Here is a 17,778-nt window from a genome sequence, read left to right as displayed (position 1 = left end):
TGCTTCAGCGGCGGGAGTGCTGTTTTCCTGTTACTGAAACCAACGCTGGAATTCCTTTATGACTTTGAAACAACTCAAACTGATCCTGCTCGCCGTCCTGGCGGCTTCTGCCACCTCACAGGCGCTGGCCGACAGTCATCCGCTGGTCGAGCGTCGCTTCAAGGCGGCAGATGCCAACCATGATGGCCATCTGACCAAAAACGAGGCCCAGGCGGGCATGCCCAAGGTGGCGACTGTTTTTGATCAGATCGATACCGACAAGAAAGGCTACATCACGCTGAAGCAGCTGGAAGCCTATGTCGAGATGCACCAGCAAGACCAATAAACCATCCGGATGACAGGCGCAGTGACCTGAATTATATTGATCACGTGATCATTTAACGGGCTGAGCGCATGTCATCCGACCTCCCTCCCGCCGACGGCAAGAAACCGCGCGGCCGTCCTGCCAAGTATCGCAGCCAGGAAGAGCGCCAGGCAGCCAGGCGCGCCCAGGTCAGACAGGCCACCCGGGTATGGCGCGACAATCAGCGTGCCGAAAGCAAAGTAGCCCAGCACTCACTGCGCGATGCCGGCAAAATTATTGATCGCGTGATCAATAACATGCTGCAACTGGCGCAACGTGTCAGCCAGCATCCCGAACGCTATCCGCAAGGTTTTGATGAGTTGCTGCAACTTTATGCCAGCGATGCGCGCAGCGCGGCTGCTCACCTGGACTTTGTCCTGCAGCAACTGGACTCACAGCGCAAGGTACCCCATGAGCCTTCGTGAGCCACGCCATGGCGCACACCAGCGGCAACCGTACAGCGGTTCCGGTCGCCCCCCGGCTCTGCTACACTCTCGCGTTCTCTGTTCGGAACGATGAGCATGGCTAGGGAAAGTACCGGTCGACACGCCTTACTGGTGGGCATTGGCATTCTGTTGAGTCGCATCATGGGGCTGGTGCGGCAACGGGTGTTCTCCCACTATTTCGGCCTGTCCGACACCGCCGACGCCTTCAGTTCCGCCCTGCGCGTCCCCAATTTTCTGCAAAACCTGTTTGGCGAAGGTGTCCTGTCGGCTTCGTTCATCCCGGTCTACGCGCGCCTGCTGGCCGAAGGCAAGGAAGAAGAAGCCGATCACGTTGCCGGTGCCATCGGTGCCCTGCTCGGTCTGGTGATCTCGGTCATCGTGCTGATCGGCATTCTGGTCACCCCCTGGCTGCTGTGGGCCATTGCGCCCGGCTATAGCGGCGCCAAGCGCGAGTTGACCATCCTGCTGGTGCGCATCCTGTTCCCCGGCACGGGTCTGCTGGTCTGTTCCGCCTGGTGCCTGGGCATCCTCAACAGCCACCGCAAGTTCTTTCTGTCGTATTCGGCACCGGTGCTGTGGAATGCCGCCATGATTGCCTCGCTGCTGATTTTCCGCCGTGCCGGACAGGAGCAGCTGGCCGTATATCTGGCCTGGGGCACCGTTGCCGGCTGTGCGCTGCAGTTCCTGATCCAGATTCCGCCGGTCTTGCGCTTTACTAGCCATCTGCGGCTCAACCTGGACACCACCTCGCACCATGTGCGTGAAGTGGTGCGCAATTTCGGCTCTGTGGCGATCAGCCGGGGGGTGGTACAGATCAGTGCCTATGTCGACCAGGCGCTGTCCTCTTTGCTGGGCCAGGGCGCCATGGCGGCCATGACCACCGCGGCATCCATCAACATGCTGCCGGTCAGCCTGTTCGGCATGGCTGTCTCGGCGGCAGAATTACCGGCCATGGCCAGTGCTGTCGGCATGCAGCATGACAGCGAGACCTATGCAGCCCTGGTCAAGCGCGTCAATGCCGGCCTGCGTCAGATCGCCTTTTTCATCGTGCCTTCGGCCATGGCCTTTTTCGCCCTCGGGGACGTGATTACCGCGGCGCTTTACCAGACAGGTCATTTCACGCATGCCCACACTCTTTACGTCTGGGGCATCATCGCAGGCTCCGGGGTCGGCCTGCTGGCCACCACGCTGGGACGACTGTACTCGTCCACCTACTATGCCTTGCGTGACACGCGCTCTCCCTTGCGATTCGCCCTGGTCCGCCTCGTCCTGACCACCCTGTTTGGTGTGGCATGCGTGCTGGTTGCCACGCCGGTGCTCGGCCTGGCGCCGCGCTGGGGGGCTGCCGGCCTGACCGCTTCCGCCGGCATCGCCGGCTGGGTCGAGTTCATGCTGTTGCGTCGCAAGTTGAATGCCCGCATCGGCCATACCGGCCTGCCCTTTTCCCTGATGGTCAACCTCTGGGGCGCAGCCCTGGCCAGCGCGGCTTTTGCCTGGGTGGTCAAGCTGCAATTCCACCACGACAAACCCATCCTGCTGGCGCTGCTGGTGCTGGGCACTTATGGCGTACTGTATTTCCTGCTGACCTGGCTACTGGGCATCGAAGAATGCCGCAAAGTGCTTGACCGGCTGCTGCGCCGCTTCAAACGCTAAGCCCCGCCACCCGATTTCCCTGACAGCAAGCCTGCCCCTTCGGGCAGGGCTTGCCTGCGCCCCTGCTCACCGCTGACCGTCCAGGCCCCGGCCATTGATCTGCCACAAGCCAAGCACTGCGAATTTTCCTTGGTTTATCCCTTGTAATGACTATGATGAAGATATCCTTTATGAGGGGTATGTCATGCCGCAAAACATTCATTCACCCCAAAATCTGGGGGCCGAACTGCGCAACTGGCGCCGTGCCCGTGCCTTGACGCAGGCCATGGCCGCTCGGCGCATCGGCATTGCCCAGAAAGCCATTTCCGCGCTGGAAAACCACACGGCCCAATCCAGCGTCGAACGTCTGCTGCAAGTCTTGTCAGCACTGGATCTGGAGCTGGTGCTGCGTGACAAGCAGGACGGCAGCCTGCATCGCACTCAGGACTGGTGACATGCCACGCCGCGGTCAGAGCTGTCTGCACGTCTGGATGAATGGCGTACTGGTCGGACGCTGGCATTTCACCGAGGCCAGTGGTCACCGCTTTCAGTACGACCAGAGCTGGCTGGATTCGCCGCTCTGCCGCCCGCTGTCGCTTTCCTTGCCGCTAAGACCGGCACGTGATGCCTGGCAAGGCCCGGTGGTCAGTCGCTTTTTCGACAGCCTTCTGCCGGACAGTCCCTTGCAGCGGCAGCGCCTGCGCCTGTATTTCGCCGCCGACTCGGCATCCGCCTTTGATTTGCTGCCCCACGTGGGACAGGACTGCCCAGGGGCTATCCAGCTCACCCGCCAGGAAGCGGCACCGACCCCCCTCTCTCCGGCACAGGCGCGCGTCCTGACGCCGCGCGAGATCGAAGGTTTGTTATCCGCTTTGCGCTTCAGCCCGATGCAGACGGGCGAAGCCGGCCCCCTGGCACCGGTGACCCTGCCAGGCTCGCATGACAAAACCGCCCTGCTGTGGCATCAGGGCCAATGGCACATGCCACAGCCCGGACTGCTGAGTACCCACATCCTGAAACTGCCGCTGGACCGCCACGAGGACTGTGGCTTGCTACTGTCTGGCTCACTGGAAAATGCCTGGCTTTGCCAGCGGGTCGCCACAGCGTTCGGCGTCCCGGTACCCGCCTGCGAGCTGGTGCATTTCGGCGCCCGTCGCGCCCTGGTCATCGAACGTGCAGATCGCCGCTGGCATGCGGATCAAGGCGTCTGGCTGGGGGTGCCACGCAATGATTTGTGTCAGGCACAAGGCATGAGTGCCGAGATGAAATATCAGATCCATGGCGGGCCCAGCGCCTCGGCCATGGCACGCCTCATGCTGGGCAGCAGCGACGCATCGGCCGACCGGCTGGCACTGGTACGCAGTTTGCTGGTCTTCTGGATGCTGTGCGCCTTCGACGGCCATGCCCGCCGCTTTGCGGTCGACCTGCTGCCGGAAGGCCGCTTCCGCCTGGCGCCTCCGCTGGGAGTCCTTTCGGCACACCCCCTGCTCGGACACGGCCCGGGAAAATTGAGTGCTGAACAGATCCGCCCTGCACTGGGCTTGTCCGACCAAAGCCCCCCGCCGAGCTGGCGTACACTTGACGGCGAACAATGGCTGACCCACGCCCGCGCCTGCGCTTTGCCGCGTGAAGAAATCGAGCAGCTGATCCTGTCCCTGACGGCGCAGGCCCTGCCCGTGTCCGCCCGCTTGCGCAAACAGCTGCCGCCGGGGTTCCCGGTAGCGGTGGCCGAACCGATTCTGCAAGGGGTGGTTCATGCGGCAAGACGCTTGCGTGAATCACTGCCGACTGCCTCTGCCTGCTGACCCTCTGTACGCCCCGGAGGCCACGTAACGCTGTCTGCTGACCTTTTTGCCACTCACCGCCGTGTCCTGCCTCAATTGGGTGATGCCACCCAGCTTTCGTCAATCAAACACCTAGTTGATTGGCATAAACATTTTCCATGTTCTATTTTTAACCTGCCTGATCAGCGCTTGTTGGCACGGGGTCGTGCGTGATCAGTTGTTTCATCCACAACGGGGATGTCCATGAGTGCGTTTCATAACCGCACGATTCGCATCTTGCTCCTGGAAGATGTGGTCGAAGATGCGGAGGAAACCTGCCGGGTGCTGCGCCAGGCCGGGCTGACTATTGACGTCAGTCTGGTGAAGGATGAGTCGTCATTCCGCGAGCACCTCAGCCGGCCGGATTCGCTGGATATCATCCTGTCGGATTTTTCACTGCCCGATTTTGACGGCCTCTCGGCGCTGATTCTGCGCGCCATGCTGGCGCCCGACCTGCCCTTCATCTTTGTCACTGGCTCGCTCGGCGAAGAGCGAGCGGTCGAAATGCTGCATGTCGGGGCTTCTGACTATGTCCTCAAAGGCAATCTGCAACGTCTGCCGATTGCGGTCCTGCGCGCCCTGGCCGAGGCCGATGACGCCCGGATCCGTGCGTCGATGCAGCAACAGCTCCATACCGAGCGGCAACTACTCAGCGCCGTCCTCGACACCTCGGGCGCCCTGATCGTTCTGGTCGATGAGCAGGGCGCCATCGTGCGTACCAACCCCGCAGCCTGCCTGCCGCTGGCGGGCGAGTTTCAGGTCGAGGGCCAGGCGTTTGCCGCGGTCTTTGCCCGCGAGGATGAACGCCAGCATGTCCACACCTTGCTCCAGCAGGTCTGCCAGGCCGAGCAAGCCCAGCCGCTCTCCTGGCGTGCCACCGTCAATGGCCGGGTAGTGCTGTGGTCGGCGGCCCGCCTGACCGTGCAGACAGACAGTGCAGGCGTTGCTGTCGTGTCCGGTCTGGATGTCACTGCCCAGGAAGAAGCCGAGCAACAGGCCTACTACCTGCGTCACTTCGACAGCGCCAGCGGCCTGCCCAATCGGGAATTATTGCTGCTGCGCATGCGCAGCCTGGCCAGCGGCACCAACGGTCGCACGGCACTGGTCATGGTCGGACTGACGCGTCTGCAAGATGTACGCGACAGCCTAGGCAATGAAGCCGCCAATCGCCTGTTGCGCGAAGTCTCGCGCCGTCTGCTGACCTGGCAACTCGGCGGTGATTGCCTGGCGCGGGTCGGCGATGACGGCTTTGCCCTGCTGTGTGCCGCCAATTCGGAAGAAAACCTCGACCTGTCGCTGCAGGAAATGCTGACCCGGCTACATCAGCCTTATGTACTCAACGAGCGCAGTTTTTACCTCACGGCCCATTTGGGGGTCGCCTTCTGCGAGACCGAAACCGATCCGGAAGAGACCCTGCAGGCCGCGACCATGGCACTGCATCGCGCCATTCAGCAGCAGGCCGAAAGCTACCATATTTATCAGCCCCTGCTCTCCGATGAGGCCCGGATGCGGCTGGAGCTGGAGGGCGAGCTGCATGAGGCCCTGTCCGCTGACAATCAGCTTTACCTCGACTATCAACCCCAGGCCGAGATACGTAGCGGGCGCATTGTCGGCCTGGAGGCACTGATGCGCTGGCAACACCCGCGACTGGGGCTGCTCGGCCCCATGCGCTTCATTCCGCTGGCCGAATCTTGCGGTCTGATTGCCGCGCTGGGCGACAAGGCACTCGACCTGGCCTGCAGTCAGGCCGTGCGCTGGCAAAAAAGCGGGTTGCCGCCGGTTCCGGTGGCGGTCAATCTGTCTGCTTTACAGTGGTCGCAGCCGGGGCTGGCAGACACCATCCGGCAGGCTCTGGCGCAAAGCGGGCTGGACCCGCAGTGGCTCGAGCTGGAGCTGACCGAATCGGCCTCCATGCATAACCCCGTTGCGACGCTGGCCACCATGGAGGCCTTGCGCGAAATGGGGGTGCAGATGTCCATTGATGACTTTGGTACCGGCTTTTGCAATCTGAGCTATCTGAAGCGTTTCCCGGTCGACAAGCTGAAGATCGACCAGAGTTTTGTTCGTGAAATCACCTCGCTGCCGGATGATCTGGTGATTTCACAGCTGGTGGTGGCGATGGGACACCTGCTGCACCTGTCGGTCGTGGCGGAAGGCGTGGAAACCGAGGGGCAGCTGACGCTGCTGGCCGAGGCGGGTTGCGACATCATCCAGGGCTACTATTTCAGCCGTCCGGTCTCTGCGGCAGCCTGCGGGGATCTGCTGGCCAGCGGCAAACGTCTGCCGCCGACCAGCAGACGCTATCACCCGCATTATCTGCTGTGGTATGACCCGACAGGCGACAGTCTGCAACAGGCCCGCCCCTGGCTGGCCACGGCGGATTACCAGATTCTGGCCGCCGAAACGGCCCAGCAGGCTTTCGAGCTGATGGCAACGCATGAAATCGGCGTGGTGGTGGTCGGCAAGGGATTGCCGGAAATGCGCGGCAGTGCCTTTCTGACACGCATCACCAGCATGTACCCCTCGACCAGCGGCATTTTGCTGGGAACGCCCGACCACGAGGATCACTTGCCGGAGACCGTGGCGACCATCGCACAACCGATTGAGGAAACGAGCTTGCTTAACGCATTGACGCGGGGCTATGCGCGCCATGGCGGCGCGCATCATGTGAGGTGATCAGTGCGTTTTCAGAATGTCGACATAGCGGCGAACGGTTTCGGCGAAGCCAAACTGCAGGGCTTCCACGGTCAGTGCATGACCGATCGACACCTCAGCCACTTCAGGGACCGCCGCCACAAAGGCCGCGAGATTATCGAGATTCAGGTCATGACCGGCATTGACGCCCAGCCCCAGCGCTGCCGCCTGGCGTGCACTGGCGGCATAGGGTGCCAGGCTCTCGCTGCCCGGCGCATGGGCATAGCCCTCGGTATACAGCTCGATACGATCCGCGCCGGTCGCCGGCGCCAGGGCGATCTGGGCCGCGTCCGGATCCATGAAAATACTGCTGCGAATGCCGGCTGCGCGCAGGCGTGACACGACATCGCGGACGAAATCCAGATGGCGGGTCAGGTCCCAGCCATGGTCTGAGGTCAGTTGGCCCGGCGCATCCGGCACCAGCGTGCACTGATCCGGCCGTACCGCAATGACCTGCTCCAGAAAGGTTTCATCCGGATAGCCCTCGACATTCAGCTCTGTGCCCGGGAAGGCTCGAGTCACCTGCTGCAGCAGGGCAATATCGGCATAGCGCGCATGGCGCTGATCCGGACGCGGATGAATGGTGACGCCATGCGCACCGCATTGCAGGGCCAGGCGGGCAAAGTGTTCGACGGAGGGGAAATCACGTCCGCGTGCGTTGCGGATCAGGGCAATCTTGTTCAGGTTGACGCTCAGTTTGCAAGTCATGGCAGGGCTCCTGGAGTTTTTCGCCATTCTACCCTGCCCGCGCAGCCTGCACACCCGGTTTGCCGCTCAAACTGACAGAGCGGACCTGGCGGACGTAGCCTGATCCATCATGCCCTTCTGCATCAGGGTCTCGAAGCGCGCACGCTGCACCGGCGTCAAAACCGTCCAGAGTGCGCGCGCACTTTGTCCGGACAAATCAAGGCGCAGCTGCATCTTGCGCGCGCAGTCAATGCGATATTGCTGCAGCACCGCCGGGCTGGCACCGGCTACCGGGGCGTCAAGTGGCTGAGCCACGGTCAGGGCATCTGCGGCAAAACGACGCCAGGGCTGATGTTGCCAGGGCTGCAGGGCCAGATCGGTCTCGATCTGATCCAGTTGCCGTGACATGTCGCGACTGACTTGTTCCATCGCCGCCAGGCACGGACTGCGATTGAGGCCAAGCGACGGGTCGGCATAGGCCGCGGCGGACAAGGTCAGGGCCAGTGCCCCCAGCTGGATGAGGCGAAGCGGTGTGGCAAACAGGGTTCGCATATCAGTGATCTCCTTGCAACGGAAGAGCAGAAAAGCCGGGCCGGCAGCGCTTCCGGCCCGCATTCGGGTTATTGCGGCATCGGGCCGGGTTCGCCATGCGGATGATCCATCATGCCGTGGCGCGGCATGTGCTGACGGGCCAGCTTGTCGAAGGTCTGGCGTTGTTCTGGGGTCAGTTGCTGCCACAGTGCCGACAAGGCCTTGCTGGAGGCAGCAAAGTGCTCGGCCATCAGACGGGCATGCTCGGCCCGGGCACGGGCCATGTCAGGCGCAGTAGGCGCTGCGCTCGGGCAGGCCGGTGCGGGCGGCAGTGCCAGCTCGGCCTGTGTATAGGCCTGCCATGCCGCCTGCTGGGCGGGGCGCAACTTCAGGGCCTGGGCCAGTTGATCGAGGCGCTTCTGCTGGTGCTGCTGCATGGCTTGCCGCATGTCGCTGTGACGCGGAGGGCAAGCCGGCACGGGGGCACTGGCAGGCAGATCGGCCGCCTGGGCGGCCAGACCGGCCATCAACAAGACGGAAGCAAACGTGACACGCAGCGTATGAGCGGTTTTCATCGGAACATCCTTTTGTGAGAGAGGAGCCCCTATTGAAAACTAGTTATGTAAATAGATTTTTTAATGAGGATGTCCCATTGTAAATGAGTTGTAATCTTCTGCTATCGGGCATTAATCCCGGCCACAAAAGGAGTGAGAGTCGTTATGCTAACGCCCCATGACTACACGGAACGACACCATGCCCCGGCGCATTCTGCTGGTCGATGACGACCCCGAACTGACGCGACTGCTGGGCGATTACCTGAAGCAACAAGGTTATCTGGTCAGCATTGCGGCCGATGGCGAGCAGATGCGTGCGCAATGTGCCGAGCAAAAGCCCGACATGATCATTCTGGACCTGATGCTGCCGGGAGAAGACGGCTTGTCGCTGTGCCGCTCGCTGCGCGCCGAATCCACCCTGCCCATCCTGATGCTCACTGCCCGTGGCGATGATATTGACCGTATCATCGGCCTGGAAATGGGCGCCGATGACTATCTGCCCAAACCGTTCAACCCGCGCGAGCTGCTGGCGCGCGTCAAGAGCATTCTGCGACGCAGCCAGAGCGGCGAGCTGGCCAGCAAGGCAAGGCAACTGCTGTTTGCCGGACGAACACTGGACCTGGGGGCACGCCACCTGATTGGTGCCGACGGCGTAGTCGTTCCGCTCACTGGCGCAGAATTTACCTTGCTGTGTCTGCTGGCCGAGCACCCCAATCATGTCTTGTCCCGGGATCAACTGCTCGACGGGCTGGCCGGTCGCGAAGCCTCGCCCTTTGACCGTACGGTTGATGTGCTGATCTCGCGCATTCGTCGCCGTCTGGGTGACGACGCCCGAGATCCGCAACTGATCAAGACGGTTCGCAACGGCGGCTACATGCTGGCCACCACGGTGGAGCGGCTGACTTGAAGCGGCTGCCGCGAACCCTGACCGGTCAGTTATTGCTTGCAGTGGTGATCAGCCTGATCCTGGCTCAAGGTTTCGGTGCCTGGCTGCTGCTGGAAGACCGTGACCATTTTGGCGCGCAGCTGCGAGGTGAAAGTGCAGCCGAACGACTGGCCGGCATTGCCAACATGCTGGCGCGCACGCCGGCCGGCGAACGCGAGCGCCTGCTGCTGATCCTGAACGAACCCGGCAACTTCTTTACCCTGGCAGAGCCTTGGGGCAAAGCACGCGAAGCGTCCACCGGCGACCATCTGCTGGTAGAAACCTTTCGTGATGCCGCCAGCGGCAAGCTGGACATCCAGGTGTTGCCGATCGAGCTGCGCCCCATGGCACCACCGGGTACGCCGCTATCACAGGCACCGGAACATGGCCCGATGCTGACGCCTTTCCTGGTGGTGCAGGCACGGCTGCAGGATGGCACTGTCCTGAGCTGGCGCCATGCCATTCCGCCGACGCCACGCAACTGGCCCGCCCGCACCCTGCTGCTCCTCTGGGTGCTGGCATTGACGGTGGCCATCCTGGCCAGCTGGCTGGTCCGCCGTCTGACCCGGCCGCTGGCCGCACTGGCGGATGCGGCATCCGGCCTGGCCAGCAACCTGGATCAGCCCCCGCTGCCAGAAACCGGTCCGCGCGAAGTGGTGCGAGCCGCCGCCGCCTTCAATCGCATGCAACGTGAGCTGAAGAGCTACCTGGAAACCCGGTCGCAGGCGCTGGCCGGCGTCTCGCACGACCTGCGCCTGCCCATCACCCGATTGCGACTGCGCCTTGAGCAGATTGCCGACCCGACACTGCGGGAACGTATCGAAATGGATCTGTCCGAAATGGACAGCATGATCGGCCACACGCTCGACTTCCTGCGTGCGGGCCAGAGCAGCGAACCGGTCGTCAAGCTGAACCTCGACATCCTGCTCGAAAGCCTGGTGGAGGATTTTGAAGCACTGGGCGCCCGCATTGCCCTGCATGGGCAAGCGGGCCGTCCGGTGCTGGCACAGCCTCAGGCCCTGCGCCGCTGCCTTGGCAACCTGCTAGAAAACGCCCGGCGCTACGCCGGGGAAGACATCGACCTGACGGTGGAAAGCACCCGTCAGACGGTGACACTGATGATTGAAGACCGCGGCCCGGGCATCCCGCCCGAGCTGCGTGACCAGGTGTTTGAACCTTACTTCAGACTGGAATCCTCGCGGGCGCGCAGCACCGGCGGCAGCGGGCTGGGACTGGCCATTGCCCGTGCCATTGCCCGCGCCCAGCATGGCGATGTCCGGCTGGAAGACCGCCCGGGCGGCGGACTGAGGGTGGTGCTGACATTGAAGGCGGCGGACTAAGCCATCATCCCAAATAAACATCAGGAAACACTCGTGCGCCTGTCGGCAACTTTCCGACAAAGCAAATGCACGGTCTTCTTGGGCTCGATGGCCAGTATGCAGTTCCTCAACACATCCATCCCAATGCTGCCTTGATGGGGAAAGTAGGCAAAATTGCCATAAGTGACATAGTAATGGGCAAATGAACTCGCAGGCTCCACCCGCACAGCTGTCTTGGCAATTTCCGTCTGATTGACACGAATGGAAACCGGCTCAGTTTCATGCACGGTCATCCGGGCATCTTTCATTCTGATTAACGACTTGCCGGCCATCCTGACCTGATTCGGTATTGCGACTTTCAAGAAAGTCGTATAGTTCGATCCGGTATCTAGCAGAACGGACGTCACCCCGGCCCCAAGGCTGACACTGCTCATATAGAGCGCAGCATTATTTTCTAGAACATGCATCTCGGCAGAAGCCCGGACCAGTTTCCCATACGGCTCGCTCAGCGCCTGCTCGACCGCTTTGATGTCCGTGCTATTCGCCAACGCAAACACCCGGCCAATATAATCAAGAACAATCAGGCAGTGTTGACAGTTGATTGCATTCGGATTTAAGACTAATCCTGCATTTTTTATGTCATAGCGACCCTGGTCTGACAAAACCATCACCTCTTGCAGTCGGAACTCATGTTTGCCGAGAACAACAGGGATGTCTTTCCCTGCGGACAGAAAGAGGCCGCCATCCTCCGGGGTGCGCCCTGGCATCAAGAGTCCTTTTTTTTTGGCAAACCCCTCCAGAAGGACAGCCTCGGATGCGGAAGTATCCAGCACAACACCTACAGTCTCACCAGCCACCTGTGCGATCACCACCGGCCTGCCAGACGTCATGTCCAGATCCCCTATCTTGTCGAAACCAAGCTCAGTCGCCAAAGCCACTTTAGTCAATGCTAACCAAATCAATATCGAATTGACCGATCTCATCTCACCCTCGTCACGTAACCGAACCATTTCACAAAGAAAAGGGCCATTGACAAGCCCTCCGTCAATAGCCCCTCATGCCAATCAATCGCTAGTCATATTGGCTAGAAACCAATCTTGAAACCTACCCCGCCACCGGTAATGCCCGTTCGGGTGTTGGCGGAGAGGGACGCCTGCAAGGATAGGTTTTTGTTCTCATAAACCGTGACGGTGCAACTGGCACCGGCGTAACCGGCATTGCCACCTCCTGTGCACTGCCCGCCGAAAACACTTTCCAGATCTTGGTTGGTCAGTTCTTTCATTCCTATTTCCTCATGGAGATCACAAAAAACACTCATCCAGTCGCCTCAGAAATGTCGAACTCAAGCGACCGCATGGGTGGCGTTGGCAATACTCCCATGTATGGTCATGGCAATATGTAGGAAACCGCCAACAACAAACGGTAACTCCATCTGTTGGCGTAATCGACTAACAGGCGGTATGAGATCGGAAAAATGGCATTTGGTTGCCTGATACTGGCCTATTTGACGGGTGCTCGATCAAGAAGCACGGTCAGTTGTCCCTCCTCATCAATCACGCGACCCTGCCAGCCCTTTAGACGATAGAACTGTTCTGCCAGCGTGCTTCGGTATGCTGGCACCAGCGCATCGACAACATCGCTGCTGGTGGATGCGACGTGAGCTCATGGGGCGAACCTGGATAGTCGTGGAAGGCAGTTCGACCTGATGACATTTGACTGGTTCATTAGCTCAGTTTTAGGCATGCCACCTAAAACACGACTAACCCACTGTTCGGTTCGGGTCAGGTCTTTCGCAATGACGGGGTATGCATCCATGTCAATGACATTAGAGTAAATATTCTGTTAAGATAGATTGCTTCACACAAAACAACTAACAGGATAAACCATGCACCCTCGTACCCTCGCGCTCGTGTTGTCTGCCTTTACCCTGCCCGCTCTGGCGGCCACTAGTCCGGATTTGCTGGCCCAGATCGCCGGCAAGTACTATGTATTGCCCGCGGCCAAGGCCAGGGGCTTTCATTGCCAGTTGCAGCTCGATCCGAAGACCACCGCACAGATGCTGAACATCAGCCTGGCCGAGTATCAGCAGGACCCCTTTGCACAGACGATGGCCAAAATGCCGATCTCCCTGCGTTTCACCCTGCCTGATCAGGTCAGGGTAACGGTGGGGGTCATCCCGAAACAGGCAAGCGCAGACAGCATCAAGGATGTCCGCGAAGTGGTCAGCGGCATCCAGCAATCAAGCGAAACGGCACTGATGCTATGGGGACGTTTTACCAGTGGGGCCATTATTCCGTCGGCCGCCAACAAGGCCGAGATTCGCAGCAATGCCGATGGCTTCCAGGCCCGCATTGGCAGCGGCAAGACCCGAGACGAGCTGCAGCTGGATCCGCAGGGGCGGATTACACGCTATACACCCAATGCCGGTCTGCAGAAGGATTACGCCATCCTGCCGAGTTTCCGGGAATCGCCGGACGGCTGGATGCTGAGCCGGATGGTCTACTGGCCAGCACGCGCTGGCAAAGGGGCTGCCAGGCAGTCACTCGATACGACCTTGCAGTATCAGCAAATTGGCGGCTGGCAGATTCCTGCCCTGCTGGGCATGAAAAGCCCGGATGATGGCGAATTGAATGTCGCGCTGACGCAGTGTGCACTGAACTGAGCAAGCGTCAGGCGGGTGGGCAGGTGCCAGCAGCCGGCGACGGTCGCTGGCGCCAAGTCAGGCATCCTCTTCCGGCGTCGCATCCAGCAGCGCCGTCGGCAGCTGCTTGTTAGCCTTGATGCCCAGCTTGCGCAGTTTTTCGGCACTGGTCACCAGATTGCCGCGCCCGCTGCTAAGCTTCTTCATGGCATCCTGCCAGGTGTCACGAGAGGTCTCCAGCTGTTTGCCCAGCTTCTCCAGGCTGTCGACAAAACCGACAAACTTGTCGAACATCGCGCCGCTCTGGCGGGCAATCTCCTGAGCGTTCTGGTTCTGGTATTCGTAGCGCCAGATGCTGGCCACGGTACGCAGGGTCGCCAGCAGGGTACTGGGCCCGACAATCATGATGCGTTTCTCGAACGCTTCGTTGAACAGGCCCATATCCTGCTGCACCGCCAGCAGATAGGCCGGCTCGACCGGCACGAACATAAAGACGAAATCAAGGGTGTTCAGGCTATAGAGGTCCTGATACCGCTTTTCCGACAGCGTCTTGATATGGGTTTTCAGGGCCAGGATGTGGGCCTTGAGCTCCGCCTCGCGCGTGGCCTCGTCCTCGGCCCGGGTGTAGCGGGTGTACGCATTGAGCGACACCTTGGAGTCCACCACCAGCTGCTTGTTTTCCGGCAAGTCGATAATCACGTCCGGCTGGAAGCGGCTGCTGCCCTCTTCGCCGACGACCACATCGGAGACCTGCACGCGATATTCGCGCCCCTTTTGCAGTCCCGACGTCTCCAGCACCCGCTCCAGCACCATCTCGCCCCAGTTCCCCTGCGCCTTGCTGCTGGCGCCGGTCAGGGCGTTGGTCAGGGCCACCGCGTCCTGATTCAGCCGGGTATTGAGCGCCTGCAGGTTCTTCAGCTCGACTTCCAGGGTCAGGCGCTCTTTAGAATCCTTGTCATAGGTATCCTGCACCTGTTTGCTGAAGGCCTGAATCCGTTCAGCCAGCGGCGTCAGCAGATTGCCGATATTTTCCTTGTTCTGCTCGGTAAAGCGCCGGGTTTTTTCTTCCAGAATATCGTTGGCCAGTGTTTTGAACTGCAGGCTCAGCGTGTCTTTCGCTTCATTCAGCAGCGCCAGTTTCTCTTCGTGCTGACGACGCTCCTGTTGCAAGGCAGTCTGCAGACTGGCCAGATCCTGTTCGCGCTGGCCAAGCTGAGTGCGCAACTGTGTCAACAGCGTGTCACATTCCGTCAGACGTTGACGCAGATCGGCCTCGCGAGCCTGCAGGGCATGTTTTTCCCCCTGCAAGGTCGCGAACTCGACCGCCATTTCACCACGCCCCTGCTGATAGGCCGTCTGCGCACGTGCCCGCAGCACCAGAACACAGGCACCACCACCCAGCAATACGCCGGACAACAGACTCAGTAGCAGTTCCATTCAAGCCTCGTGAGGTTCAGTGACCACGGCACGCCAATGGTCGATATAGACTTGCAATTCCTTGCGCCCCTGCCATTCATTCGCCACCAGCTGATAGACCGCATCGATCTCGTCGGGCAGCCAGTCGGCATGATTGAACAGCATGGCGTCGAACTCGCAACCGCGACTACCCAGCCGCAGCTTGAGATGCTTTTCGCCCACCACGCGCTGCTTGAGCACCTGGAAGCGATTATGAAAGGTCGGCGCCGGAAAGCCCTGCCCCCAGACCTCGGCGCTCAACGACTCGGCCAGTGCCAGCGAAATGTCGCGCGGGGGCAGCTCGCCATCGGTTTCGATGGTGCGCGTGAGCTGTTTTTCATCCAGCAATTCGCGCGCCACCTGCTCGAAGGCTTCGCGAAAATCTGCCATGCCCTGCTGGCGAATGGTCAGGCCCGCTGCCATGGCATGACCGCCGAACTTGACGATCAACTCGGGCTGCCGCTTGTAGACCAGGTCCAGCGCATCGCGCAGATGGAAGCCCGGGATGGAACGTCCGGAGCCGCGGATCTCGTCGCCGTCCCCCGGGGCAAAAACGATGGCAGGACGATGAAAGCGCTCCTTCAGGCGGGCGGCAACAATGCCGACCACCCCCTGGTGCCAGTCCTCGCGAAACAGGGTCAGGGTATAGCGTGCCGCCGGATCGATGCCGGACAGGTCGGCCAGCGCCGCTTCCCGCATGCCGGCCTCGATGGTCCGGCGCTCGCGGTTGAGGTCATCCAGCTGCCGGGCCAGCGACATGGCGCTGTCGGTCGACGAGGCCAGCAGGCAGGCGATACCGAGGCTCATGTCATCCAGCCGGCCAGCGGCATTCAGGCGCGGACCGAGGGTAAAGCCGAGGTCGAAGGTATTCGCCTTGTGCGGCGCACGCCCAGCCACCTGAAACAGGGCGGCCACACCGTGGCTCATGCGTCCGGCACGCATGCGCTTGAGGCCGTTGCCTACCAGAATACGATTGTTCTGATCCAGCCTGACCACATCCGCCACCGTCCCCAGCGCGACCAGGTCAAGCAGTTCAGCCAGATTGGGTTCGGCACCGGCGGCAAAATGGCCACGCTCACGCAGCTCGGCACGCAGCGCCATCAGCACATAGAACATCACCCCCACACCGGCCAGGTGGCGCGAGGCGAAGGTACAGCCCGGCTGATTGGGGTTGACGATCAGCGCGTCCGGCAACTGGCTGCCGGGCAGATGGTGATCGGTAATCAGGGTTTCGATGCCCAGGCGACTGGCGGTGGCGACGCCATCGACGCTGGCGATGCCGTTATCGACCGTCAAAATGATATCCGGCTGACGTTCAGCCGCCAGTTCGACAATCTGTGGCGTCAGGCCATAGCCATATTCAAAGCGGTTGGGAACCAGAAAATCCACCACGGCACCCATGGCGCTCAGCCCCTTGACCGCCACGCTGCAGGCCGTGGCGCCGTCGGCATCATAGTCGGCAATCACCAGCAGTCGCTGCCGGCGGGCAATGGCATCGGCCAGCCGCGCCGCCATCGGCCGGATGTTTTTCAGGGTCTGCCATGGCAGCAGGGCGCCGAGGCCATCATTCAGCTCATCCGCCTGATGGATGCCGCGCGCAGCATACAGCCGGGCCAGCAGCGGGGAATAGCCGTTTTGCACCAGGTGGGCACAGGCATCGGGCGGAACAGGACGTGTCAGAATGTTTTGCATGATTCAGTACAGTGAGGTCAGCGCTCGCGGGCGGCGCCAGAATTTCCATAAATCGACACGGCGGATTCGGACCTGAAGGGACCGCTCCCCACAGGACAACAGGGTCAGTTGCCGGAGCTGACCAGTGCGCAGCGCCTGCAGCAAGGGGGCGAACCAGTCCTGCTCCAGCTGCTGCACCTGTTCGCGCCACCCCCAGGCATCGCGATACTGTGCAGGCCCCTGCAACCGGTCGAGCTGCACCCAGACCTCATTGTCCCGGGGCGCGCTCTCCAGCCAGGCCGCAAATGTCCAGGGCACGCTCTGGCTCTCTGTCTGGCACTGGCGCGCCAGCAGACACTGCCAGGGATCGTCGCTATACAGAAGCGGCGGGGTATGCAGCGCGGGCAATGCGCCACTGCCCCACAGCCACAGGCTGTTGACCCGTGGTTCGCCACGCGCCTCGCGTGCCTCATTGACCGGATGCGTAAACAACAGCATCTGCACCTCATTGAGCAGACGACCAAGCCGCAAGGCATCCGGCCCCTGGGGCAGAAAATCATCCACATTCTCGCCGACCACATCCGGCAGGCTGTAGCAGTGCGCCTGGACAGGCTCAGGCAGCGACAGATACCAGCGTGATGGCGTGGGGGCATGAAATTGCAGATCATCGGCAGCGAAATGCTGATTCAGCGCGGCAACCAGGGCATCGGCTTCCGCCTGGTCGAGGCGCATCACGCCGGCATCGGCCAGCAGCGCGCGGTCGCGATCGATGCGCCAGGTCACCGGATCTGCCAGCAAGCAATGGCGCTCGCGGGTATCCAGACCGTCCAGCGCGGCAGCGACGCTGGCCAGCGGCAGGCCATCGAGGCCAAACGGCTGCCCGATCAGCGCCGACAGCGGTCGCTCGGCCAGATCCAGTGTGCCGCGCCCCAGCAGGGTCGTCAGTGCCGGCAGGGACAGTTCGCGCGCCACTTCGCCACCATCGTGCGTATCCAGCCAGCTCAGACCGGGGACAGAAAGAATCAGATGCATGCGGGTCTCTCGTTTTGCTTCATAC

At 61.3% G+C, this 17,778-nt stretch carries 17 protein-coding genes; 9 read left to right on the top strand and 8 right to left on the bottom strand.

Going from position 1 to position 17,778, the window contains the following annotated elements:
- Nucleotides 1-58 precede the first annotated feature (58 nt).
- The 6 genes from JNO51_RS07985 (at nucleotide 59) to JNO51_RS07960 (ending at nucleotide 6,920) form a co-directional block, all read left to right on the top strand.
- Nucleotides 59-325, top strand: coding sequence for a hypothetical protein (locus JNO51_RS07985; protein ID WP_215782482.1), 267 nt, complete (start codon nucleotides 59-61; stop codon nucleotides 323-325).
- Between the two features lie 68 nt (nucleotides 326-393).
- Complete coding sequence (locus JNO51_RS07980) at nucleotides 394-768, top strand: hypothetical protein (protein WP_215782481.1); 375 nt, start codon at nucleotides 394-396, stop codon at nucleotides 766-768.
- Nucleotides 769-864: 96 nt separating this feature from the next.
- Nucleotides 865-2,442 (top strand): murein biosynthesis integral membrane protein MurJ, encoded by a 1,578-nt coding sequence (murJ, locus tag JNO51_RS07975; protein WP_215782480.1) that lies wholly within the window; start codon nucleotides 865-867, stop codon nucleotides 2,440-2,442.
- 184 nt (nucleotides 2,443-2,626) lie between these two features.
- Nucleotides 2,627-2,875, top strand: coding sequence for a helix-turn-helix domain-containing protein (locus JNO51_RS07970; RefSeq protein WP_215782479.1), 249 nt, complete (start codon nucleotides 2,627-2,629; stop codon nucleotides 2,873-2,875).
- Between the two features lies 1 nt (nucleotide 2,876).
- A complete protein-coding gene (locus JNO51_RS07965; protein ID WP_215782478.1) occupies nucleotides 2,877-4,226 on the top strand; it encodes a HipA domain-containing protein in 1,350 nt (449 codons plus the stop codon).
- A gap of 222 nt (nucleotides 4,227-4,448) precedes the next feature.
- Nucleotides 4,449-6,920, top strand: a complete 2,472-nt coding sequence (locus JNO51_RS07960; protein WP_215782477.1) for an EAL domain-containing protein — start codon at nucleotides 4,449-4,451, stop codon at nucleotides 6,918-6,920.
- Here the strand turns inward: JNO51_RS07960 and JNO51_RS07955 are convergent, their stop codons facing one another.
- The 3 genes from JNO51_RS07955 to JNO51_RS07945 form a co-directional block, all read right to left on the bottom strand.
- The gene (locus tag JNO51_RS07955; RefSeq protein ID WP_215782476.1) at nucleotides 6,921-7,646 is read right to left on the bottom strand and encodes a pyridoxine 5'-phosphate synthase; all 726 of its coding nucleotides are present in this window, start codon (nucleotides 7,644-7,646) and stop codon (nucleotides 6,921-6,923) included. It lies immediately after the preceding gene.
- Between the two features lie 66 nt (nucleotides 7,647-7,712).
- Nucleotides 7,713-8,177, bottom strand: a complete 465-nt coding sequence (locus JNO51_RS07950; RefSeq protein ID WP_215782475.1) for a hypothetical protein — start codon at nucleotides 8,175-8,177, stop codon at nucleotides 7,713-7,715.
- A 68-nt stretch (nucleotides 8,178-8,245) separates the two neighbouring features.
- Nucleotides 8,246-8,731, bottom strand: coding sequence for a Spy/CpxP family protein refolding chaperone (locus JNO51_RS07945; protein WP_215782474.1), 486 nt, complete (start codon nucleotides 8,729-8,731; stop codon nucleotides 8,246-8,248).
- Between the two features lie 178 nt (nucleotides 8,732-8,909).
- Here JNO51_RS07945 and JNO51_RS07940 point away from each other — a divergent pair, with 178 nt between their 5' ends.
- Both JNO51_RS07940 and JNO51_RS07935 read left to right on the top strand, forming a co-directional pair.
- Nucleotides 8,910-9,617 (top strand): response regulator, encoded by a 708-nt coding sequence (locus JNO51_RS07940; protein ID WP_215782473.1) that lies wholly within the window; start codon nucleotides 8,910-8,912, stop codon nucleotides 9,615-9,617.
- Nucleotides 9,614-10,975: an ATP-binding protein gene (locus JNO51_RS07935; protein ID WP_215782472.1), complete on the top strand. Its 1,362-nt coding sequence runs from the start codon at nucleotides 9,614-9,616 to the stop codon at nucleotides 10,973-10,975. The genes JNO51_RS07940 and JNO51_RS07935 overlap by 4 nt, the downstream gene beginning before the upstream one ends.
- 20 nt (nucleotides 10,976-10,995) lie before the next feature.
- Here the strand turns inward: JNO51_RS07935 and JNO51_RS07930 are convergent, their stop codons facing one another.
- On the bottom strand, nucleotides 10,996-11,937 hold the full coding sequence (locus tag JNO51_RS07930; RefSeq protein WP_215782471.1) for a hypothetical protein: 942 nt from the start codon (nucleotides 11,935-11,937) through the stop codon (nucleotides 10,996-10,998).
- A 101-nt stretch (nucleotides 11,938-12,038) separates the two neighbouring features.
- Nucleotides 12,039-12,236 carry a hypothetical protein gene (locus JNO51_RS07925; RefSeq protein WP_215782470.1) on the bottom strand — a complete coding sequence of 66 codons (198 nt, stop codon included), beginning with the start codon at nucleotides 12,234-12,236 and terminating at the stop codon, nucleotides 12,039-12,041.
- Between the two features lie 603 nt (nucleotides 12,237-12,839).
- On the opposite strand from JNO51_RS07925, the gene JNO51_RS07920 reads away from it, so the two are divergent.
- Entirely contained in the window at nucleotides 12,840-13,616 is a 777-nt protein-coding gene (locus JNO51_RS07920) for a hypothetical protein (protein WP_215782469.1), read from the top strand.
- Nucleotides 13,617-13,673: 57 nt separating this feature from the next.
- Here JNO51_RS07920 and rmuC read toward each other — a convergent pair whose 3' ends face one another.
- From rmuC to JNO51_RS07905, 3 genes are read right to left on the bottom strand one after another with little or no spacing between them, the layout of a single operon-like run.
- Nucleotides 13,674-15,032, bottom strand: a complete 1,359-nt coding sequence (gene rmuC, locus JNO51_RS07915) for a DNA recombination protein RmuC (RefSeq protein ID WP_215782468.1) — start codon at nucleotides 15,030-15,032, stop codon at nucleotides 13,674-13,676.
- Complete coding sequence (recJ, locus tag JNO51_RS07910) at nucleotides 15,033-16,742, bottom strand: single-stranded-DNA-specific exonuclease RecJ (RefSeq protein WP_215782467.1); 1,710 nt, start codon at nucleotides 16,740-16,742, stop codon at nucleotides 15,033-15,035. It abuts the gene before it with no gap.
- A 3-nt stretch (nucleotides 16,743-16,745) separates the two neighbouring features.
- Nucleotides 16,746-17,753 (bottom strand): hypothetical protein, encoded by a 1,008-nt coding sequence (locus JNO51_RS07905; RefSeq protein ID WP_215782466.1) that lies wholly within the window; start codon nucleotides 17,751-17,753, stop codon nucleotides 16,746-16,748.
- Nucleotides 17,754-17,778: the final 25 nt, after the last annotated feature.

The sequence above is a fragment of the Paludibacterium sp. B53371 genome, assembly GCF_018802765.1.
In the GTDB taxonomy this organism is placed as follows: domain Bacteria; phylum Pseudomonadota; class Gammaproteobacteria; order Burkholderiales; family Chromobacteriaceae; genus Paludibacterium.
This window is presented reverse-complemented; position numbering and strand designations above follow the sequence as displayed.